Raw genomic sequence first — 17681 nt, forward strand, 5'->3', positions numbered from 1 at the left:
GGCGGGGCGGTTGCCCCGCCTCTTTCAGCGGCTCAGAACCACGGAAGGCTGATCTTCGGCAGCCCGATCTTCGGGAAGATCCGCGGGTGCGGCGGGAAGCCGATCTGCGGGTGCGGGATGTCCGACATGTCCGGCAGGCCGATCTTGGGGGCCTTCGGCAGACCGACCTCCGGGTGCGGCAGGTCTTCGGGCTTGGGCAGCTTGGGGGCGCCCAGCTTGGTGAAGTCCGGCAGCTCCGGCAGGCCGGCAGACGGCATCTTCGGCAGGCCGATGCCCGGCAGCTTCGGTGCGGCCAGCGCGCTGAGCGAACCGATCGCCGGTGCACCGATCGCCGGCAGACCGCCGAGGCTCGGAGCGGCAGCCGCGGCCGGTGCCGCGAGAGCAGGAGCAGCGATGGCCGGGGCGGCAGCCGCGGAGGAGACCTTCGCGATGTCGCCGACGGCGGACAGGGTGCCGAAGGTGGCGGCGGTCGCGGCCGGGGCCGCGGCGGCGGCAGCGGGGGCTGCCAGCGTCGCGCCCGCGGGCACTGCGGCTGCCGCGCTGTTCAGCAGAAGACCGCCGAGCCCGGTGATCAGACCGCCCAGACCGGCGTCCAGCACCAGGCTGGGCAGGCTCAGGCCGGGCAGGCCGAGGGACAGCGGCACGGCGACGGTGGCCTCCGGCGGCTGCATGCTCGACAGGTTGATCGGCGGGAAGCCACCCAGGCTCCAGTCGTCACCCCAGTCGAGGCCGTTGTCGTTGTTGCGCGCCGTCTTGCCGGTGTGGCCGGCCGACGAGCTCGAGGTCGAGCTCGAGACGGTCTTGCTGCTGGCCGTGCCGAGGTCACCCGACGGAGTCGTGGCCGACTCGTTGTTCTTGCTGGCCTGCTGCGTCTGCGTCGGCTGTGCCGGGTCGGTGCCCGGGTTGCCCGGGTTCCCGGGGGTCGACGGGCCGGGCGACGCGAAGGCGATGCCCGCCCCGAAAAACGCCACAGCAATCGCGGTAGCCGAGGCCGTTGCCCCCTTGGCGGAAAATTTGAAAGTCATGCGGCGCGAATCCTCCCTGTGCGACCCACGCATCCTATGCCCTAATGCGCGCGATGTCACAGTTAACTAACGAATACCACTGTGACGTGCGGTGATGATGATGCGACGTCATTGACGCAGCAGATTGATTACCGCGCTGAAGTCGAGATCGGGATGCTCGGCGGCAAACTTCGCGTAGATGTCCGCGGCATGGCTGCCGAGGGGTGCCGACGACCCCGTCGAGCGCACCGCAGCCATCGCCAGACCGAGGTCCTTGTTCATCAGGGCGGTGGCGAAACCGGGCTGGAATTCGTTGTTGGCCGGAGACGTGGGGACCGGACCCGGGACGGGGCAGTTCACCTGCACGGCCCAGCAGTTGCCGGTCGCGCCGGTGATCACGTCGAACAGCGACTGCTTGTCCAGGCCGAGGTGCTCGGCGAGGACGAATGCCTCACCGATCGCGATCTGCTGGACGGCGAGCACCATGTTGTTGCACACCTTGGCGGCCTGGCCCGCCCCCGAGTCGCCGCAGTGGATGATCTTGCCGGCCATCGGCTCGAGCACCGTGCGGCCGCGTTCGAAGGCCTCGGCCTCGCCGCCGACCATGAACGCCAGCGTGCCGGCCGTCGCCCCTTTCACGCCGCCCGACACCGGCGCGTCCAGTTGGGCGAAGCCGTGCTCGCCGGCCAGACGGTGCACCTCGCGGGCGTCGTCGACCGAGATGGTGGACGAATCGATGAACAGCGTGCCGGGTGCCGCGGCCGGCAGGACGTCGGCGTAGCAGCGCTTCACCAGATCGCCGTTGGGCAGCATGGTGATGACGACGTCGGCGCCGGCCACCGCCTCGGGGCCGCTGTCGAAGGTCGTCGCGCCGTGCTCGCGGGCCGCCTGCGCCGCGGCCGGGACCGGGTCGAAGCCGTGCACGGTGTGCCCCGCCGCGATGAGGTTCGCCGCCATCGGGCCGCCCATGTGGCCCAGGCCCAGGAATGCAATCGTCGCCATCAGTCTGTCCTCCCTAGTTCTCCGCGATTTGTGCACGATTTCTCGCGCTCGCCGCGGATTTTCGTGCACAAATCGCTCAATTACGTGCGGCAGCCGAGGCTGCCCGGCCGATGACCACGCGCATGATCTCGTTCGTCCCCTCCAGGATGCGGTGCACCCGGAGGTCGCGGACGATCTTTTCCAGCCCGTACTCGCGCAGGTAGCCGTAGCCGCCGTGCAACTGCAGCGCCTGGTCGGCCACCGTGTAGCAGGCCTCGGTCACATGGAGCTTGGCCATGGCGCACAGTTCGACCTTGCGCGGATTGTTGGTGTCGAGCGCGGTTGCCGCCCGCCACAACATGTTTCGCGAGGTCTCGAGCGAGGTGGCCATCTCGGCGAGGGTGAACCGGATGGTCGGCTCATCGATCAGTGCCCCGCCGAAGGCTTCGCGCGATGCCAGGTAGCCCAGCGCCTTGTCGTAGGCGGCCTGCGCGCCGCCCAGGGAGCAGGCGGCGATGTTGATGCGGCCACCGTTGAGGCCGTTCATCGCGATGGAGAAACCGGTGCCCTCGCCGTCCGAGCCGCCCAGCATGGCCTCGGCGGGCACCCGCACACCTTCCAGGATCACCTGGGCGGTGGGCTGGGCGTGCCAGCCCATCTTCTCCTCGTTGGCCCCGAAACTCAGTCCCGGCGTGTCCTTTTCGACGATGAAGGCCGAGATGCCGCGCGGTCCGTCGGCCCCGGTGCGGGCCATCACGACGTAGACGTCCGAGGCGCCCGCGCCCGAGATGAACTGTTTGACGCCGTCGAGCACGTAGTGGTCGCCGTCGCGAACGGCCTTGGTGCGCAAGGCCGCGGCGTCACTGCCGGCGCCGGGCTCGGTGAGGCAGTAACTGGCGATGGCCTCCATCGAGGCCAGCTTCGGCAGCCAGGTCTTGCGCTGTTCCGGCGTGCCGTAGCTGTCCACCATCCACGCGCACATGTTGTGGATCGACAGGAACGCCGCGATGGTCGGATCGGCGGCGGCCAGTTGCTCGAAGATGCGCACACCGTCCAACCGGCGCAGTCCGCTGCCGCCCACGTCGTCATTGCAGTAGATGGCCGCCATGCCCAGCTCGGCCGCTTCCCGCAGGACATCGGTGGGGAAGTGGTCGTCGGCGTCCCACGCCAAAGCATTTGGGGCCAGCCGCTTTTCGGCGAACGCGGCCGCCGTTTCGGCGATCACGCGTTCGTCGTCGTCCAGTCCGAAAAGGTCGATGCTCAACGCAGGCCCTTACTTGAAGGTCGGGATCGAGAACTCGGCCCCGTCCTTGATGCCCGACGGCCAGCGCTCGGTGACGGTCTTGACCTTGGTGTAGAACTGGATCGACGCCGTGCCGTACTGGTTGAGGTCGCCGAAGCCGGACCGCTTCCAGCCGCCAAAGCTGTGGTAGGACACCGGAACCGGGATCGGCACATTGACGCCCACCATGCCGACCTGCACGCGCGAGACGAAATCGCGGGCGGTGTCGCCATCGCGGGTGAACACCGCGACGCCGTTGCCGTACTCGTGCTCCGACGGCAGCCGCAGCGCCTCCTCGTAGTCGTGGGCGCGGACGATCACCAGCACCGGACCGAAGATTTCGTCGGTGTAGATCGACATGTCGGGGGTGACGTGGTCGAACAGGGTGGGGCCGAGGAAGAAGCCGCCGGACAGATCAGCATCGTCGAACGTCAGGTCGTCGCTGGCGCGTTCGCGGCCGTCGACCACGAGCTCGGCACCGGCCTCGACACCCTGGGCAATGTAGCCCCGCACCCGCTCGAGGGCCGCACCGGTGACCAGCGGGCCGTAGTCGGCCTTCGGGTCCAGGCTGTGCCCGACCCGCAGCTGGTTGACACGCTCGACGAGCTTGTTACGCAAGCGATTTGCGGTCTCTTCACCGACCGGGACGGCGACGCTGATCGCCATGCACCGCTCGCCGGCGCTGCCGTAGCCGGCGCCGATCAGAGCGTCGACGGCCTGGTCCAGGTCAGCGTCGGGCATCACGATCATGTGGTTCTTGGCGCCGCCGAAGCACTGCGCCCGCTTACCGTTGGCGGCGGCGTTCGAGTAGATGTACTGCGCGATGTCGGTGCTGCCGACGAAGCCGACGGCCTTGATGTCGGGGTGCTGCAGGATGGCGTCGACGGCCTCCTTGTCGCCGTTGACCACCTGCAGGACACCGGCCGGCAGGCCTGCCTCGATGAACAGCTCGGCGAGGCGCAGCGGCACCGAGGGGTCGCGCTCGGACGGCTTGATGATGATGGCGTTGCCGCAGGCCAGCGCGGGCCCGGCCTTCCACAGCGGGATCATGGCGGGGAAGTTGAACGGCGTGATGCCGGCGACGACACCGAGCGGCTGGCGCATCGAGTAGACATCGATGCCGGCGCCGGCACCCTCGGTGAACTCACCCTTCATCAGGTGGGGGATGCCGACGGCGAACTCGATGACCTCGACGCCGCGCTGGATGTCACCGAGCGAGTCCTCGAAGGTCTTGCCGTGTTCGAGCGACAGCAGGCGGGCCAGTTCGTCTTTGTTCTGGTTCACCAGCTCGATGAACTTCATCAGCACGCGCGACCGGCGCTGCGGATTCCACGATGCCCATTCCCGTTGCGCGACAACGGCACCCGCCACGGCGGCGTCGACGTCGGCGGCCGACGCCAGGAGCACCTGGGCCTGGGTCTGGCCGGTGCTGGGGTTGAGCACGTCGGCGGTGCGGGTCGATTCGCCGGTGGTGCGCCGGCCGTTGATGAAATGCGGAATCTGGGTGGTCATGACGTCCGTCCAAAGTTATGGAGAGTTCAGGATTCTCGACTCGAACGCCGAGATACTTGCATATCCTAGTAATTCGGTCGGGGTGTTGGCAAGGGGTTTGCCGACCCGGCGCGCAGCGTGATTGCCGCTGTGGTTGCTCGGGGGTATGCGCGAGGTTCAGAACTTCTTTGCGGATGCCTGACCAAATTCGGAAAAACTTGTCAGGATTGATGCGGCGAGATGCTCCTACATACAAGCGAGGCCAACCGGGCCGAGCAGAGGAAAGGCGGAGCACATGGCTACCAAGCTGAAAAAGTTCGTTGCTGGAATTGCTGCGGCAGCGGCGGTCCCGGTAGCTCTGATGGGTGCCGGAACCGCGCACGCGAACCCCTTGGGCGTGAATCCGGTACCGCACTACGGCGGCATCTGGATCGGTTGGAGCGGTGGCAGCGGGGGCACGTGGTGCACCTACACCTCGGACTGGTTCACCACCAGGGCCTACCAAAACTCTGCCGGCGAGGCGGGCTTCTTCGTTCCGGGCATTCCGCTGAACCGGTTCTGGGACATCAACGTCAACTGCGACAACGGCGATACCGGCTTCTACCCGGCCTACTACTACTGATGATCAGGGGAGAACCCCGCCGATGAGCGCGCTTGTCGATTGGGACGAAGCACCCGACGAGGAACTTGCCCGCGCGGCCGCCTCGGGCGACCGCGCGGCTTTCGCCGCGATCTACGACCGCTACGCCGACCGGCTCAACGACTTCGTCGTGCGCATGGTCCGTGACAGTGACGCCGCTGCCGACTGTGTGCACGAGGCGTTCTGCACGGCGGCGACCGGGCTGTCGAAGCTGCGCCAGCCCGAGAAGCTGCGGCCGTGGTTGTACGCGGTGTCGCGCTCTCAGGCCCTGCGGCACATTCAGCGCCGACAGCGCGAGCAACCGGCCGACGACGAATACCTCGACAGCGCATCGGGCGATGCCGGTCCCGATGCCCTGGCCGAGCAGGACGACCTGGCCCAATTGATCCGGGAGGCCTGCGGTGGCCTCTCGGATCGCGACCGCGAGGTCATCGAATTGAGTTACCGCCACGGCCTCGACGGACCGGAGCTCGGCAAGGCACTCGGCGTCAGCCCGGCCACCGCCAACACCCTGACGCATCGGGCGCGGGAGATGGTCGGCCGCTCGCTCGGTGCGCTGCTGGTGGCCCGGCAGACGCGGCAGGATCCGGCGCGCTGCCCGGAGCTTGCCGCGGTGCTCGATGGCTGGGACGGTGCGATGACGGTGCTGATGCGCAAACGCATCGCCCGCCACATCGAGTCGTGCCCCGAATGCGAATCCGAACGGCGCCGCCGGGTGAGTCCGGCAGCGCTGCTCGGCGCCATGCCCTTCATCCCGGCGCCGAAGGAGCTTCGGGATACGACGCTCAGGGACATTCAGTTGGTCTGTCGGACAACCGATCTGGTCGACGGTGCCGATTCCGGTTCTGCCGCGGGCGCCGATTCTGCCGTGGGCGCCGGTGCCGCGCCGGCGGAGGAACGGCGCCGCCGGCTCGCACTGCCGATCAGTCTGGCCGCGTGCGCGCTGGTGCTACTGGTGGCGGGTCTGGTCTGGACACTGGCCGGGCCGGGCCGGCACGGCGGGGAGCCGCTCGACAGCGGCATCACAGCTCCACTGGAAACGCCTGCGACAACACCGCTTTCCGCGCCGCCGAGCGCACCGCCGGCGTCGAGTACGTCGATGCCCGGGGTCTCGACCAAATCCGTCGCACCGCCGGTGATGGCGCCGAGTCAGCAACCGCAGCCGCAGCAGGAGTCGCCGGCTGCCGAACCCGCGCCGGCGCCGCACCCGTCGCTGCCCGATCACACCGTCAGCAGGCCCGGGCCTGTGACGCGCCCGCCGATGTCGGTTGCGCCGCCGTCGTTCGAAGCGCCGCCGCCGCCGACCGGTGATGCGGGTTCCGGCGGGCGGCGATGACGCTGGATCGAGTCGTTGATCCTGACGTGCGGGCGTGTTCCACTCGAACAACCGCGCCGTCAATACAGCGTCAACGTGGTTGCGTCGCGCCGAGCCGTTGACCCTGACGTGCGGGCGTAGTCCACTCGAACAACCGCGCCCTGATTACCGGGTCAACGCGAAAAAGCCCGCCACAGTGGGGATACCGACCGTGGCGGGCTTGTGCGTGGGCCGGATGTCAGCCGGCATCCAGGGGCAGATTCGGGTTGATCGGCGGGGTCTTTCCGGGGCTCGGAATGGCGAGGGGGCCTTTCACCACGGGCGGTTCGGGTTTGGTGGGCGGCTCTTTCGGCGGTGCCGCCGGCGGCGCCGGCAGATTGATGACGATCGGCGGGAACGTGGGCAGTGGTAGTGCGGGCGGTTCCGGGACGACTTCTGGTGCGGGAGCCGGGGGTGCGACCTCGGGGGCGGGACCGGCCGCCGGCGCCGCGGTGACGACGACGGGTGCTGCCGACCGCTGGGGAGCGGCTGCCGGTACCTGATCGGGAATCACCGGAGCGGCCGGCGCCGCCTGCGGGGCAGAAGGCACGGGAAGTGCCGACGGCGGCTGCACCAGAACGGCCGGCGCGGCCGCGGGCACGGCAGTCGAACCACCGGCAGGTGCCACCGAGGTGCCGGCATCGAGTGAGCTGATCGCGGTGAAGGCCACGGCGGCCGATGCCACGATGACGCTGGCCGCACCGCCCAGTGCGAGTGCGACGCGGCGCCGGGCCCAGCGGCCGTCGTCGGTGCCCACGGCGATGGTGGCCTCGTCGTCCACCACGTCGGGCACGTCGAGTTGGTCGCTGTACGCGAGCCGGGGGAAGGTCACCGAGCGCGGGCCGGCGTCGAGGACGTCAGCCGCGATGGTGTTGTCGGTGTCGGGGTTCCAGGGGGTGTGTGAATGGTTGCTCATGCTGGTATGAGCGCTGCCGACAGCAGAGTCTGACAAGTTTTTTCGCGCCGATTCGGATTCTTCCGAAAAAAGTGTCCCCGGCGTCCGGGGGTCGCGCTCCTACCTGTGACAGAGCCCGCACGGGGCATCTGCGACACCAACCAAGGAGCACGAAATGAGCAACAACACCCCTGCCAAGCGGCAGTCTCTCGCGAAGCGGGCCGCCGCGGCCGCGCTGCTGTCCGGCAGCATGGCCCTGGCCGGCATGGGCCTGACGGCCGGCACCGCCCAAGCCCAGCCGTCCATCCCGGCTCCGCAGACCTGGGGCCACGACTACTGCTCGTGGGCCTGGTGGGACTGGGAGCACTGCCACTACTACTGGCACTGGTACGACTGGGACTGGAAGCACTCCGACCACAAGAAGCACTGACTGGCCGTGATGGCACACCGCCCACGCGGATTCGAGACGCAGCCGGGTCCGGTGTTGAACCGGGTCCGGTCTGCTCTCGTTCTCCTCATTGAAGCCAACGCCGATGCTCGTTGATTCGGCAAACCATCTCGCCTTCGCCGGATTAGCATCAGTGCAGACCGGCGATCGATCCGGTACGGGAGCCCGTCTCATGACCGCAGTGCCAGATTGGGACATTGTCAGCGACGCCGACTTGGTCGGCGCCGCGCTCGCCGGAGACCGCATGGCATTTGCCGGCATTTATGACCGCTATGCCGACCGGCTCCACGACTTCTGCGTCGGCATGGTCCGGGACCGCGATGCCGCCGCGGACTGCGTCCAGGACGTGTTCTGCACTGCCGCAACAGCTTTGGACAAGCTGCGGGAGCCCGACAAGCTACGCCCCTGGCTGTACGCGATCGCCCGGAACGAAGCGCTGCGCCGCATCCGGCAGCGGCGTCGCGAAGAACCGTCCGAGGATCTCCCCGACGAGGCATCCGGGGACGCCGGACCTGACACCCTGGCAGCCCGCAACGAACTGGCCAAACTGGTCGCCGAAGCGGCCGGCGGGTTGTCCGACCGCGATCGGGCAGTGCTTGAGCTGGGTTTCCGCCACGGACTGGAGGGGCCCGAACTTGCCGAGGCGCTCGGTGTCAGTACGGCCAGCGCCAAGAAGATCATGCAGCGGTTGCGCGACACCATGGAACGCTCACTCGGCGCGCTGCTGGTCGCTCGACGTGGCCAGAGCGGCAACAGCTGTGCGGAATTGGGTGCAATCCTCGCCGGGTGGGACGGGAACTTCACCATCCTCATGCGCAAGCGGATCGCCCGGCACATCGAAAGCTGCCCGACGTGCGATCAGGACCGTCGCCGGATGGTCAACCCGGTCGCGCTGCTCGGCGGCACACCGCTGTTCATCCCCGCGCCGGCTTGGCTACGGGACCGCACGCTGAACCGGATTCAGCTGACCTCGGCCTCGGCCGATCTGGACAGCGCACCCACCCAGGCGCAGAGTGCGCTGCCGGATGCGCCGACCGAACAGTTCGCCGTGGCCGACGTGCTCGATGCCGAACCCGCCACCACATCGCCCAATGGCCGCGTGATGCTGACGATGTCACTGCTGATCGGCATTCCGCTGATCGTGCTGGCACTGACCATCGCCTGGCGGTACGAAACCAACGCGCCCGTCACCCCGCAAGGGGTCACCACCTCCGTCACCGCGCCGCCCAGCACCACGCCCGAAAATCCGGTGACCACCACCGTCGCGCCCCCGCCGCCGCCCAGCCCGACGGCCGTCGTCACCGCCCCCGCCGAGCCGACGACAGCCCTCCCGCCACGGGCGGTCCCGCCGCCGCAGCAGTCACCGGTCCCGGTGCCGCTGCCACCGGCCGCACCGGTCGTGACGCCACCGCCGTCAACCCGGCCGGTTCTGCCGCCGCGACGTCCGCGGCCGCCCGTCGTCAGCGAGGAACCGTCCCCGCCGAGCAAGCAGCCGCCCGTGATCACCGAACCGTCACCGTCGCCCACGCCACCGCCGACGTCGCACAAGCCGCCGCGGCCGTTCCCGCCGGGCCCCGTGGGCCCCATCGAGCCGGCACCGGTGACGACGACGCAGCCGCCGGTCATCTACTAGCTGATCCCGAACCGAGCAGCAGCCCGCCAAAACCTGTCCCGTTGTGGGTGCCGCGCGACTCCTACGTGTGAGAGCCGCCCATCCCGGGACAGCAACAACGACACAGGAGCACGCCATGTCCACTGCCATGACCGCCACACTGGCCAACCTGGAGTACTCGTCTGACCCGCCCAGCGGGAGCATCCACGGGGCGCCGACGATGCCGTTCGGTGCGCTGGCCTGGTCACTGGCCGAACCGGAAGAAGCCGAAGGACCTTTGGCGCCGAACCTGATTCCCGCCGCGCCGCTCGTGGCGACGCGGACACCGAGAAGCCTGCGGGTCGCGCTCGTCGCGATGGTGTTCGGCGGGGTCACCGCCGCCGCCGCGGTCGGTGCGATCCTGCTCGGCGGCGACGAGCCGTCGACACCCCTGGCCGTTGTCGACCACACCCGGTCAACGCCGTATGTCGCGCCGGCTGCGGCCCCGATGCCGACCGCCAACCATGTGGCGACTCCGGCACCGGCGCCGGTGCACGGTGTGGCCAGCGCACCCGACGTCGTCGCACCGCGGGCCGTGGCGCCTGCGCAGCCGGTTGCCGTGCCGCCCGTCGCCGAGACCCCCAAACCGACGCCGCACCGGCCCCACTGGAACTGGCTCCGCCGCATCTGGCAGCACCACAAGCAGGACAACCAGCAGGACGATCAAGGCCAAAAGCGCTGAGCGCCAGGCTATCCGCGCAAGCCCAGCGGACCCGCCAGCGCCGTCAGCGTCGGCACCAGCTTGTCCCAGCCACCGAGCACCTGGACGGTCACGTGGTCGGCGCCGGCGTCGAGGTGCTCGGTGAGCCGCGCCGCGATGGCGTCGGGCGTGCCGTGCGCGACCACCGCGTCGATCAACGCATCGCTGCCCGGCTTGGCGATGTCGTCCTCGGAGAAGCCGAGCCGACGCCAATTGTTCAGGTAATTACTGAGATTCAGATAGAAGTCGACGGTCTGCCGGCCGATTTCCCGCGCCTGGGCGGTGGCCTCGGCCGAACCGTCGGTCAGCACCACCTTGTGCTCGGGCGCCAGGAACGCGTCCTGCCCGATGACCTTGCGCGCCTCGGCGGTGTGTTCGGGGGTGGTGAGGTACGGGTGCGCGCCGGCGCTGCGATCGGCGGCCAGCCGCAACACCTTCGGGCCGAGGGCCGCCACCACGCGGCGCGCCACCGGAACGCCTGCCGCGTCCAGCTCGTCCAGGTACTCGACGAGGACGTCGTACGGCTTGCGGTACTCCTTGGTGTGCTCGGGATGGCCGATGCCGACGCCCAACACGAATCGTCCCGGGTACGCGGCCTCGATCCGGTGGTACGACTCGGCGACCTGCGCGGCTGGCGCCGTCCACACGTTGACGATGCCGGTCGCCACCTGCAGTTTCTCCGTCGCGGCCAGGATCGGCTCGACGAACGCCAGGTCACCGGCGGGGGAGCCGCCCGGCCACACCGCGCCGTACCCCAGCTTCTCGATCTCGGCGGCCTGCTCGGGTGTCGGGGCGCCGAACGTCCACACCCCGACGCGGCCCAGATCCAGCTTGCTCATGCGCGATCCCTTCGGTTACCGCAGGCCCAGTGGGCCGGCGAGTTCGGTCAGTGCGGGTACCAAATTCTCGGGCGACGTCAGCACCTGAACCGGTACGTGGTCGGCGCCGGCGTCGAGGTGCTGCTTCAGCCGGGCGGCGATCGCATCGATGGTGCCGTAGGCGACCACGGCGTCGACCAGCCGGTCGCTGCCGGGCTTGGCGATGTCAGAGTCAGTGAACCCCAACCGTTTCCAGCTGTTGAGGTAATTGTTCAGATTGAGGTAAAGCTCCAGGGCCTGGCGGCCGACCGCCCGGGCCTTGTCCGCGTCGGTCGTGAGGATCGCCTTGTGCTCGGGCGCCAGGAACGCGTCCGGCCCGATCAACTCACGCGCTTGGGCGGTGTGCTCCGGGGTGGTCAGGTAGGGGTGGGCGCCGGCGCTGCGCCGGGCCGAGAGCTTCAGCACCTGCGGGCCGAGCGCGGCCACCACCCGGTGTTCCTTCGGCACGCCGTACTCGTCGAGTTTGTCCAGATACTCGTTCAGCGCATCGAGTGGCTTCTTGTATTCGGTGATGACCTCGCGGTGCCCGACGCCGATGCCGAGGAGGAACCGGCCCGGATAGGCGGTGTTGATGCGGTGGAACGATTCGGCCACCGGTCCGGCGGCCGCCGTCCAGATGTTGACGATGCCGGTAGCGACCTTCAGTCGCTCCGTCGCGCCGAGCAGTGGCTCGACCCACTCCAGTTCCGCGGGCGGGGATCCCCCGACCCAGATCGCGCCGTAGCCCAGCGCTTCGATTTCTGCTGCCTGTTGCGGCGTCGCGCCGCGCCCGAATACGCCGTAGCGTCCAAGGTCTGGTTTGGTCACCTCTGCGGCAACTGTGGGGCGCGGGCGGCTATTCCGTTCGGCGCGCGGTGATCCGAACTATCCCGTTGTCCCGGCCAGAATTTCTTCTGGCGCGGGTGCGTGCACGGGCAGCGTGACGATGAACGTGGTGTCGCCCGGCTTGGATTCGACGTAGATGTTCCCGTGGTGCTTCTCGCAGATGATGCGCCACGCCAGGTCGAGCCCCAGGCCGGTGCCCTCGCCGAACGGCTTGGTCGTGAAGAACGGCGTGAAGATGCGCTCGATGACGTCGGGCGGGATGCCCGGGCCGTTGTCGTTGATCTCGATCCGGACGGTGTCGTCGCCGGCGCGTTTGGTGCGGATGGTCAGCACGCCGCAGCCCTTCATGGCCTGCAGGGCGTTGTCGATGATGTTCGTCCACACCTGATTGAGATCGGCTGGGTAGCACTGCAATTCGGGCAGCGCGGGGTCGTACTCCTTGACCACCTTGACGCAGGTGGTGCCGTCCTTGCCGATGCGGTCACCGAACATCATCAGCGTGCTGCGCAGGAGCTCGTGCACGTCGGCACTCTGGTAGGGCGCCCGGTCCATCTGCGAGTACTGCTTCGCGCCGGCCAGCAGCGTCGAAATCCGTTTGCTCGCTTCGGAAATCTCACACATCAGCAGCTCGGTGTCGATGGTGTACTTCAACCAGCCCAGCGCACCCTGCAGTGTCGCGGACGAGTCGCCGTCCCCGAGCGACGACGAGATGCCTTCCAGCCAAGCGACATCCAGGCCGGCGTCGACGAAAGTGGGGGCGTAGTCCCATGCGGCCGCGATGCCGTGGTCCTCGAGCCATTCGCCGATCTGGTCTTCGCGGTCGGACGCCTCGATGGCCGACAGCTCCTGGGTCCTGGCCTTGGCCACCTGCTCGGCGATGCCTTCCTGAATGCCGACCAGTACTCGCAGCGACTGCGGGCTGACCTGACCGTCGGCGAGCATGGCCAGTTTGTGGCGCATCTTGCCGATGCGGTCGTGCAGGTCCGCGACGGCGCGCGCGGTGGCGGCGGCCGGGTTGTTGAGCTGATGGGTCAGGCCGGCCGAGAGCTGGCCCAGGGCGAGGAGCTTCTCGCGCTGGCCGACGATCTGGCGCCCACGGCGGCCACCGACCTTGTGGCCCTCCAGCAGGTGCACCGCCATCGGGAATTCCTTGCGCATGAAGTCGGCGTAGGCGTTGGCGTCCAGGACGAAGAACCGCGACGGCTTGGTCACCCGCACCGACGCCTCGTAGACCGGCTGCTCGTCGGGGATGTAGGCCGACCAGGCGCCGCAGTACACGCCGCGCATCGAGGTGCGGTTGGTCTCGATGTCGATGCCGCCGGACTTCATCGACATCACCAGCTCGCCGTCGAGCATGACGTAGAAGCAGGTCGCCGGTTCGCCCTCGGTGCAGACGGGGCCGGGCTCGAACGTCGCGATGTGACCGTTGGCGCACAGCGTGTCCAGCTGCTCGTCGGTCAACGCCTCGAACAGGAACAGCGTTTTCAGTTCACTGCGCGCGCACGTCTCACCCATACCGGTCTCCTCCTACGTCTCGGCCAGATACCGGTGCACCAGCATCACTGCCATCGAGCCTTCGCCAACCGCGGCTGCGACCCGTTTGGCCGATTCAGCGCGGACATCACCTGCAACAAACACACCCGGCACACTTGTTTCCAAGTGGTGCGGCGGCCGGTCCAGGTTCCAGCCGCAGACGTCCTTGAGATCCGGGCCGGTGAGGATGAAGCCGTGGTCGTCGCGGGCGATGCCGGCGTTCTCGAGCCACTGCGTGCGCGGGGTGGCGCCGATGAAACAGCACAGTCGCGTGGACTCGACGTACTCGCGCTCGCCGGTGGCGTTGTTGACCAGCCACAGCCCGGTCAGGTGCCCGTCCTCGCCGCAGGTGTCGACCACCTCGGTACAAGTCCGGACGCTGATGTTCGGGGTGTTCTCGATCTGCTGGATCAGGTAGTAGGACATCGACGCCTCGAGCGACTTGCCGCGCACCAGCAGCGTCACCGACTTGGCCTGCTGCGACATGAACATCGCGGCCTGGCCTGCGGAGTTCGCGCCGCCGACGATGTAGACGTCCTCGCCCGCGCATTCGGAGGCCTGCGACACCGAGGCGCCGTAGAAGACGCCGTTGCCGACATAGCTGTTGCCGACGCTGTCGGGGTCGTCCCAGCACCCGGCGACCTGCAGATGCCGGTAGTCGACGCCGGTGGCCAGGATGACCGACCGCGCGGTGATGCTGCGGCCGTCGTCGAAGGTCAGCGTCTTGCTGGCCAGCGACGAGACGTCGAGCCCGACGACCTCACGGGTCGTGATGACCTCGGCGGCGAAGCGCTCGGCCTGCCGCCGCGCCGACGTCGTCAGCTCGGCGCCCGAGATGCCCGTCTCGAAGCCCAGGTAGTTCTCGATGCGTGAGCTGCGGCCCGCCTGTCCGCCGGTGGTGGTGCGCTCGATCAGCACCGTGCGCAGGCCCTCGGACGCGCCGTACACCGCGGCCGCCAGGCCGGCGGGGCCACCGCCGATGACGGCGAGGTCGTACATCTCCAACGACGGCGTGGTCGACAGGCCGAGCATGCCGGCCAACTGGGCGTCGGTCGGCTGGACCAGCGTCTCGCCCTGCTCGGAGATCACCACCGGCAGCTGCAGCCCATCCAGGCCGGCGGCGGTCAGCAGCTGCTTGCCCTTGGGCTCGTCCGACGCGTATGCCCGGTAGTAGTGCTGGTTGCGGGCCAGGAACTGGCGGACCTCCCACGACCGGGGATTCCACCGGTGCCCGATGACCTTGGTGTGGGGGACGGCGCGGTCGCCGACCTCATGCCAGGCCTCGAGCAGCCCGTCGATGATCGGGTACAGCTTCTCCTCGGGCGGGTCCCACGGCTTGAGCAGATAGTGGTCCAGGTCGACCAGGTTGATGGCGTTGATCGCGGCGTGGGTGTCCGCGTACGCGGTCAGCAGCACGCGGCGGGCCAGCGGGAACACGTCCATGGCCAGTTCCAGGAAGTCGATGCCGTTCATCTCCGGCATCTGGTAGTCGGCGATGAACATCGCCACGGTGTCGCCCCGCAGCTGCAGCTCGTTGATCGCGACCAGCGCGTCCTGTCCAGATTCGGCGCGTACGATCCGGTAGCGCTCACCGTAGTGTTTGCGCAGGTCGCGGGCGACGGCCCGGGACACTGCGGGATCATCGTCAACGGTGAGAATCACCGGATTGCGTGCCGGGGAAGCGGGTCCAGTCATCGCTGTTCATTATGCGCCCTGACTTGCGAAGACGATGCGCCCACCTGGGGTCAGCGGGGGTGCTGCGCGGATTTTGGTCCCAGGGGTCGAAGCGGGTATCGTGGACCAACGGTGCAGCTTCTGCGCCGGCTCTTTGCGTGCTCTGTTTTGAAGTTCCGCGGAATTGCTCCCTGGAATTCCAGGCATTACGTCCACGTTCTTGTAGCCGGGGTGGGTTCTGCGCCGAGCACGGGCGTATGAGATACGAAACCGAAGAACCAGAGGATTACCAAAGAGTATGGCCAAGAAAGACGGCGCCATCGAGGTCGAGGGTCGCGTGATCGAGCCCCTGCCCAATGCGATGTTCCGCATTGAGCTGGAGAACGGTCACAAGGTGCTCGCCCACATCAGCGGCAAGATGCGGCAGCACTACATCCGCATCCTGCCGGAGGACCGTGTCGTAGTGGAGCTCTCTCCGTACGACCTGTCCCGTGGCCGCATCGTGTACCGCTACAAGTAACGCCCAAGCACCACCAATTCAGAACCGAGAAAAGGATCGCTAAGTCGTGAAGGTGAACCCGAGCGTCAAGCCGATCTGCGACAAGTGCAGGGTGATCCGCCGCCACGGCCGGGTCATGGTGATCTGCTCTGACCCGCGGCACAAGCAGCGGCAGGGCTGAGCATCAGCTCACGCAGCACCCAAAACTGAATGCAGACCTCCCAGTACCACTGAGGGCATACGGCTCTCAACCACGTCCGGCACGGAGGCCGGACCCCGACCAAGACGGGGAACGGACTGGGATCAGACCTCCGCAACGAAAAGGAACACTGCCTGATGGCACGCCTCATGGGCGTTGATCTCCCGCGTGACAAGCGCATGGAGATCGCGCTGACCTACATCTACGGCATCGGCCGTACCCGTAGCCAGGAAATCCTGTCTGCCACCGGCATCGACCGGGACCTGCGCACCAAGGACCTCACCGACGACCAGGTGACCCAGCTGCGTGACTACATCGAAGGCAACCTCAAGGTCGAGGGTGACCTGCGCCGCGAGGTGCAGGCCGACATCCGTCGCAAGATCGAGATCGGTTGCTACCAGGGCCTGCGCCACCGTCGTGGCCTGCCCGTGCGTGGCCAGCGCACCAAGACCAACGCGCGTACCCGCAAGGGCCCGAAGCGCACCATCGCCGGCAAGAAGAAGGCCAGGTAAGTAAATGGCACCCACCAAGAAAGCCGGCGCTGCTTCCAAGCGCGGCAAGCCCACTCGTCGCCGGGAAAAGAAGAACGTCCCGCACGGCGCCGCTCACATCAAGAGCACGTTCAACAACACCATCGTCTCGATCACCGATCCCCAGGGCAACGTCATCGCCTGGGCCTCGTCGGGTCACGTCGGCTTCAAGGGTTCGCGCAAGAGCACCCCGTTCGCCGCGCAGCTCGCCGCCGAGAACGCTGCCCGCAAGGCGCAGGAGCACGGTGTCAAGAAGGTCGACGTCTTCGTGAAGGGTCCGGGTTCGGGCCGCGAGACCGCGATCCGTTCGCTGCAGGCTGCCGGCCTCGAGGTCGGCGCGATTTCCGACGTCACCCCGCAGCCACACAACGGCTGCCGTCCGCCCAAGCGGCGCCGGGTCTAGGGAGGATTTGAAAAATGGCTCGTTATACCGGACCCGCCACCCGCAAGTCGCGCCGCCTCGGCGTCGACCTCGTCGGTGACGATCAGTCGTTCGAAAAGCGCCCCTACCCGCCCGGCCAGCACGGCCGCGCGCGGATCAAGGAGAGCGAATACCGCACCCAGCTGCAGGAGAAGCAGAAGGCTCGCTTCACCTACGGCGTCATGGAGAAGCAGTTCCGCAAGTACTACGAGGAAGCCAACCGCAAGGCTGGCAAGACCGGTGAGAACCTGCTGCAGATCCTCGAAAGCCGTCTGGACAACGTCGTGTACCGCGCCGGCCTGGCCCGTACCCGCCGGATGGCCCGTCAGCTGGTCAGCCACGGTCACTTCACCGTCAACGGTGTCAAGGTGAACATCCCGAGCTACCGGGTGTCGCAGTACGACATCATCGACATCAAGCCGAAGTCGCTGAACACCCTGCCGTTCCAGATCGCGCGCGAGGTCGCCGGTGAGCGTCCCGTGCCGTCGTGGCTGCAGGTTGTCGGCGAGCGTCAGCGCATCCTCGTGCACCAGCTGCCCGAGCGCGCCCAGATCGTCGTGCCGCTCACCGAGCAGCTGATCGTCGAGTTCTACTCGAAGTAATTCGAGTCCTGGTGGCCCGCCCAATCCCGGGCGGGCACCAACCAACCGGCATCAAATAGCGGGTGCCGAGAAGG

At 67.9% G+C, this 17681-nt stretch carries 19 protein-coding genes; 10 read left to right on the forward strand and 9 right to left on the reverse strand.

Features of this window, described 5'->3' with window-relative positions:
* Window positions 1–32: 32 nt before the first annotated feature.
* The 4 genes from ACJH6J_RS05230 to ACJH6J_RS05245 all read right to left on the reverse strand — a co-directional run bounded on the left by ACJH6J_RS05230 (window position 33) and on the right by ACJH6J_RS05245 (window position 4779).
* Window positions 33–1025: a hypothetical protein gene (locus ACJH6J_RS05230; protein ID WP_142239716.1), complete on the reverse strand. Its 993-nt coding sequence runs from the start codon at window positions 1023–1025 to the stop codon at window positions 33–35.
* Between the two features lie 108 nt (window positions 1026–1133).
* Window positions 1134–2006: a 3-hydroxyisobutyrate dehydrogenase gene (gene mmsB / locus ACJH6J_RS05235; RefSeq protein WP_073696981.1), complete on the reverse strand. Its 873-nt coding sequence runs from the start codon at window positions 2004–2006 to the stop codon at window positions 1134–1136.
* A gap of 76 nt (window positions 2007–2082) precedes the next feature.
* A complete protein-coding gene (locus tag ACJH6J_RS05240) occupies window positions 2083–3243 on the reverse strand; it encodes an acyl-CoA dehydrogenase family protein (protein ID WP_406803663.1) in 1161 nt (386 codons plus the stop codon).
* 15 nt (window positions 3244–3258) lie between these two features.
* Complete coding sequence (locus ACJH6J_RS05245) at window positions 3259–4779, reverse strand: CoA-acylating methylmalonate-semialdehyde dehydrogenase (RefSeq protein ID WP_406803616.1); 1521 nt, start codon at window positions 4777–4779, stop codon at window positions 3259–3261.
* A 274-nt stretch (window positions 4780–5053) separates the two neighbouring features.
* On the opposite strand from ACJH6J_RS05245, the gene ACJH6J_RS05250 reads away from it, so the two are divergent.
* Window positions 5054–5380: a hypothetical protein gene (locus ACJH6J_RS05250; protein ID WP_133425294.1), complete on the forward strand. Its 327-nt coding sequence runs from the start codon at window positions 5054–5056 to the stop codon at window positions 5378–5380.
* Window positions 5381–5402: 22 nt separating this feature from the next.
* Window positions 5403–6734 (forward strand): RNA polymerase sigma factor, encoded by a 1332-nt coding sequence (locus tag ACJH6J_RS05255; protein ID WP_406803617.1) that lies wholly within the window; start codon window positions 5403–5405, stop codon window positions 6732–6734.
* Between the two features lie 217 nt (window positions 6735–6951).
* Here ACJH6J_RS05255 and ACJH6J_RS05260 read toward each other — a convergent pair whose 3' ends face one another.
* Complete coding sequence (locus ACJH6J_RS05260; protein ID WP_406803618.1) at window positions 6952–7668, reverse strand: hypothetical protein; 717 nt, start codon at window positions 7666–7668, stop codon at window positions 6952–6954.
* 154 nt (window positions 7669–7822) lie between these two features.
* Here ACJH6J_RS05260 and ACJH6J_RS05265 point away from each other — a divergent pair, with 154 nt between their 5' ends.
* The 3 genes from ACJH6J_RS05265 (at window position 7823) to ACJH6J_RS05275 (ending at window position 10428) form a co-directional block, all read left to right on the forward strand.
* Window positions 7823–8077, forward strand: coding sequence for a hypothetical protein (locus ACJH6J_RS05265; protein WP_133425291.1), 255 nt, complete (start codon window positions 7823–7825; stop codon window positions 8075–8077).
* Between the two features lie 190 nt (window positions 8078–8267).
* Window positions 8268–9728, forward strand: a complete 1461-nt coding sequence (locus tag ACJH6J_RS05270) for an RNA polymerase sigma factor (protein ID WP_406803619.1) — start codon at window positions 8268–8270, stop codon at window positions 9726–9728.
* A gap of 115 nt (window positions 9729–9843) precedes the next feature.
* Complete coding sequence (locus tag ACJH6J_RS05275; RefSeq protein ID WP_406803620.1) at window positions 9844–10428, forward strand: hypothetical protein; 585 nt, start codon at window positions 9844–9846, stop codon at window positions 10426–10428.
* Window positions 10429–10436: 8 nt separating this feature from the next.
* Here the strand turns inward: ACJH6J_RS05275 and ACJH6J_RS05280 are convergent, their stop codons facing one another.
* Genes ACJH6J_RS05280 through ACJH6J_RS05295 form a run of 4 tightly spaced genes read right to left on the reverse strand, consistent with a single transcriptional unit; the run spans window position 10437 to window position 15377 of the window.
* Window positions 10437–11285: an LLM class F420-dependent oxidoreductase gene (locus tag ACJH6J_RS05280; protein ID WP_406803621.1), complete on the reverse strand. Its 849-nt coding sequence runs from the start codon at window positions 11283–11285 to the stop codon at window positions 10437–10439.
* A 15-nt stretch (window positions 11286–11300) separates the two neighbouring features.
* Window positions 11301–12131: an LLM class F420-dependent oxidoreductase gene (locus tag ACJH6J_RS05285; RefSeq protein WP_406803622.1), complete on the reverse strand. Its 831-nt coding sequence runs from the start codon at window positions 12129–12131 to the stop codon at window positions 11301–11303.
* Between the two features lie 57 nt (window positions 12132–12188).
* Window positions 12189–13664 (reverse strand): ATP-binding protein, encoded by a 1476-nt coding sequence (locus ACJH6J_RS05290; RefSeq protein ID WP_406801900.1) that lies wholly within the window; start codon window positions 13662–13664, stop codon window positions 12189–12191.
* A gap of 12 nt (window positions 13665–13676) precedes the next feature.
* On the reverse strand, window positions 13677–15377 hold the full coding sequence (locus ACJH6J_RS05295; RefSeq protein ID WP_406801899.1) for an FAD-dependent oxidoreductase: 1701 nt from the start codon (window positions 15375–15377) through the stop codon (window positions 13677–13679).
* 277 nt (window positions 15378–15654) lie between these two features.
* Between ACJH6J_RS05295 and infA the strand changes: the two genes are divergently transcribed.
* From infA to rpsD, 5 genes are all read left to right on the forward strand, one after another.
* Window positions 15655–15876 (forward strand): translation initiation factor IF-1, encoded by a 222-nt coding sequence (gene infA / locus ACJH6J_RS05300; protein ID WP_003886926.1) that lies wholly within the window; start codon window positions 15655–15657, stop codon window positions 15874–15876.
* Between the two features lie 46 nt (window positions 15877–15922).
* Window positions 15923–16036, forward strand: a complete 114-nt coding sequence (gene rpmJ, locus ACJH6J_RS05305) for a 50S ribosomal protein L36 (RefSeq protein ID WP_003879483.1) — start codon at window positions 15923–15925, stop codon at window positions 16034–16036.
* A gap of 155 nt (window positions 16037–16191) precedes the next feature.
* Window positions 16192–16566, forward strand: coding sequence for a 30S ribosomal protein S13 (rpsM, locus tag ACJH6J_RS05310; protein WP_020101460.1), 375 nt, complete (start codon window positions 16192–16194; stop codon window positions 16564–16566).
* 4 nt (window positions 16567–16570) lie between these two features.
* A complete protein-coding gene (gene rpsK, locus ACJH6J_RS05315) occupies window positions 16571–16987 on the forward strand; it encodes a 30S ribosomal protein S11 (RefSeq protein WP_020101461.1) in 417 nt (138 codons plus the stop codon).
* A 14-nt stretch (window positions 16988–17001) separates the two neighbouring features.
* Window positions 17002–17607, forward strand: a complete 606-nt coding sequence (gene rpsD / locus ACJH6J_RS05320; protein ID WP_060998918.1) for a 30S ribosomal protein S4 — start codon at window positions 17002–17004, stop codon at window positions 17605–17607.
* Window positions 17608–17681 lie beyond the last annotated feature (74 nt).

Source organism: Mycobacterium sp. SMC-18 (genome assembly GCF_045310895.1).
In the GTDB taxonomy this organism is placed as follows: Bacteria; Actinomycetota; Actinomycetes; order Mycobacteriales; family Mycobacteriaceae; genus Mycobacterium.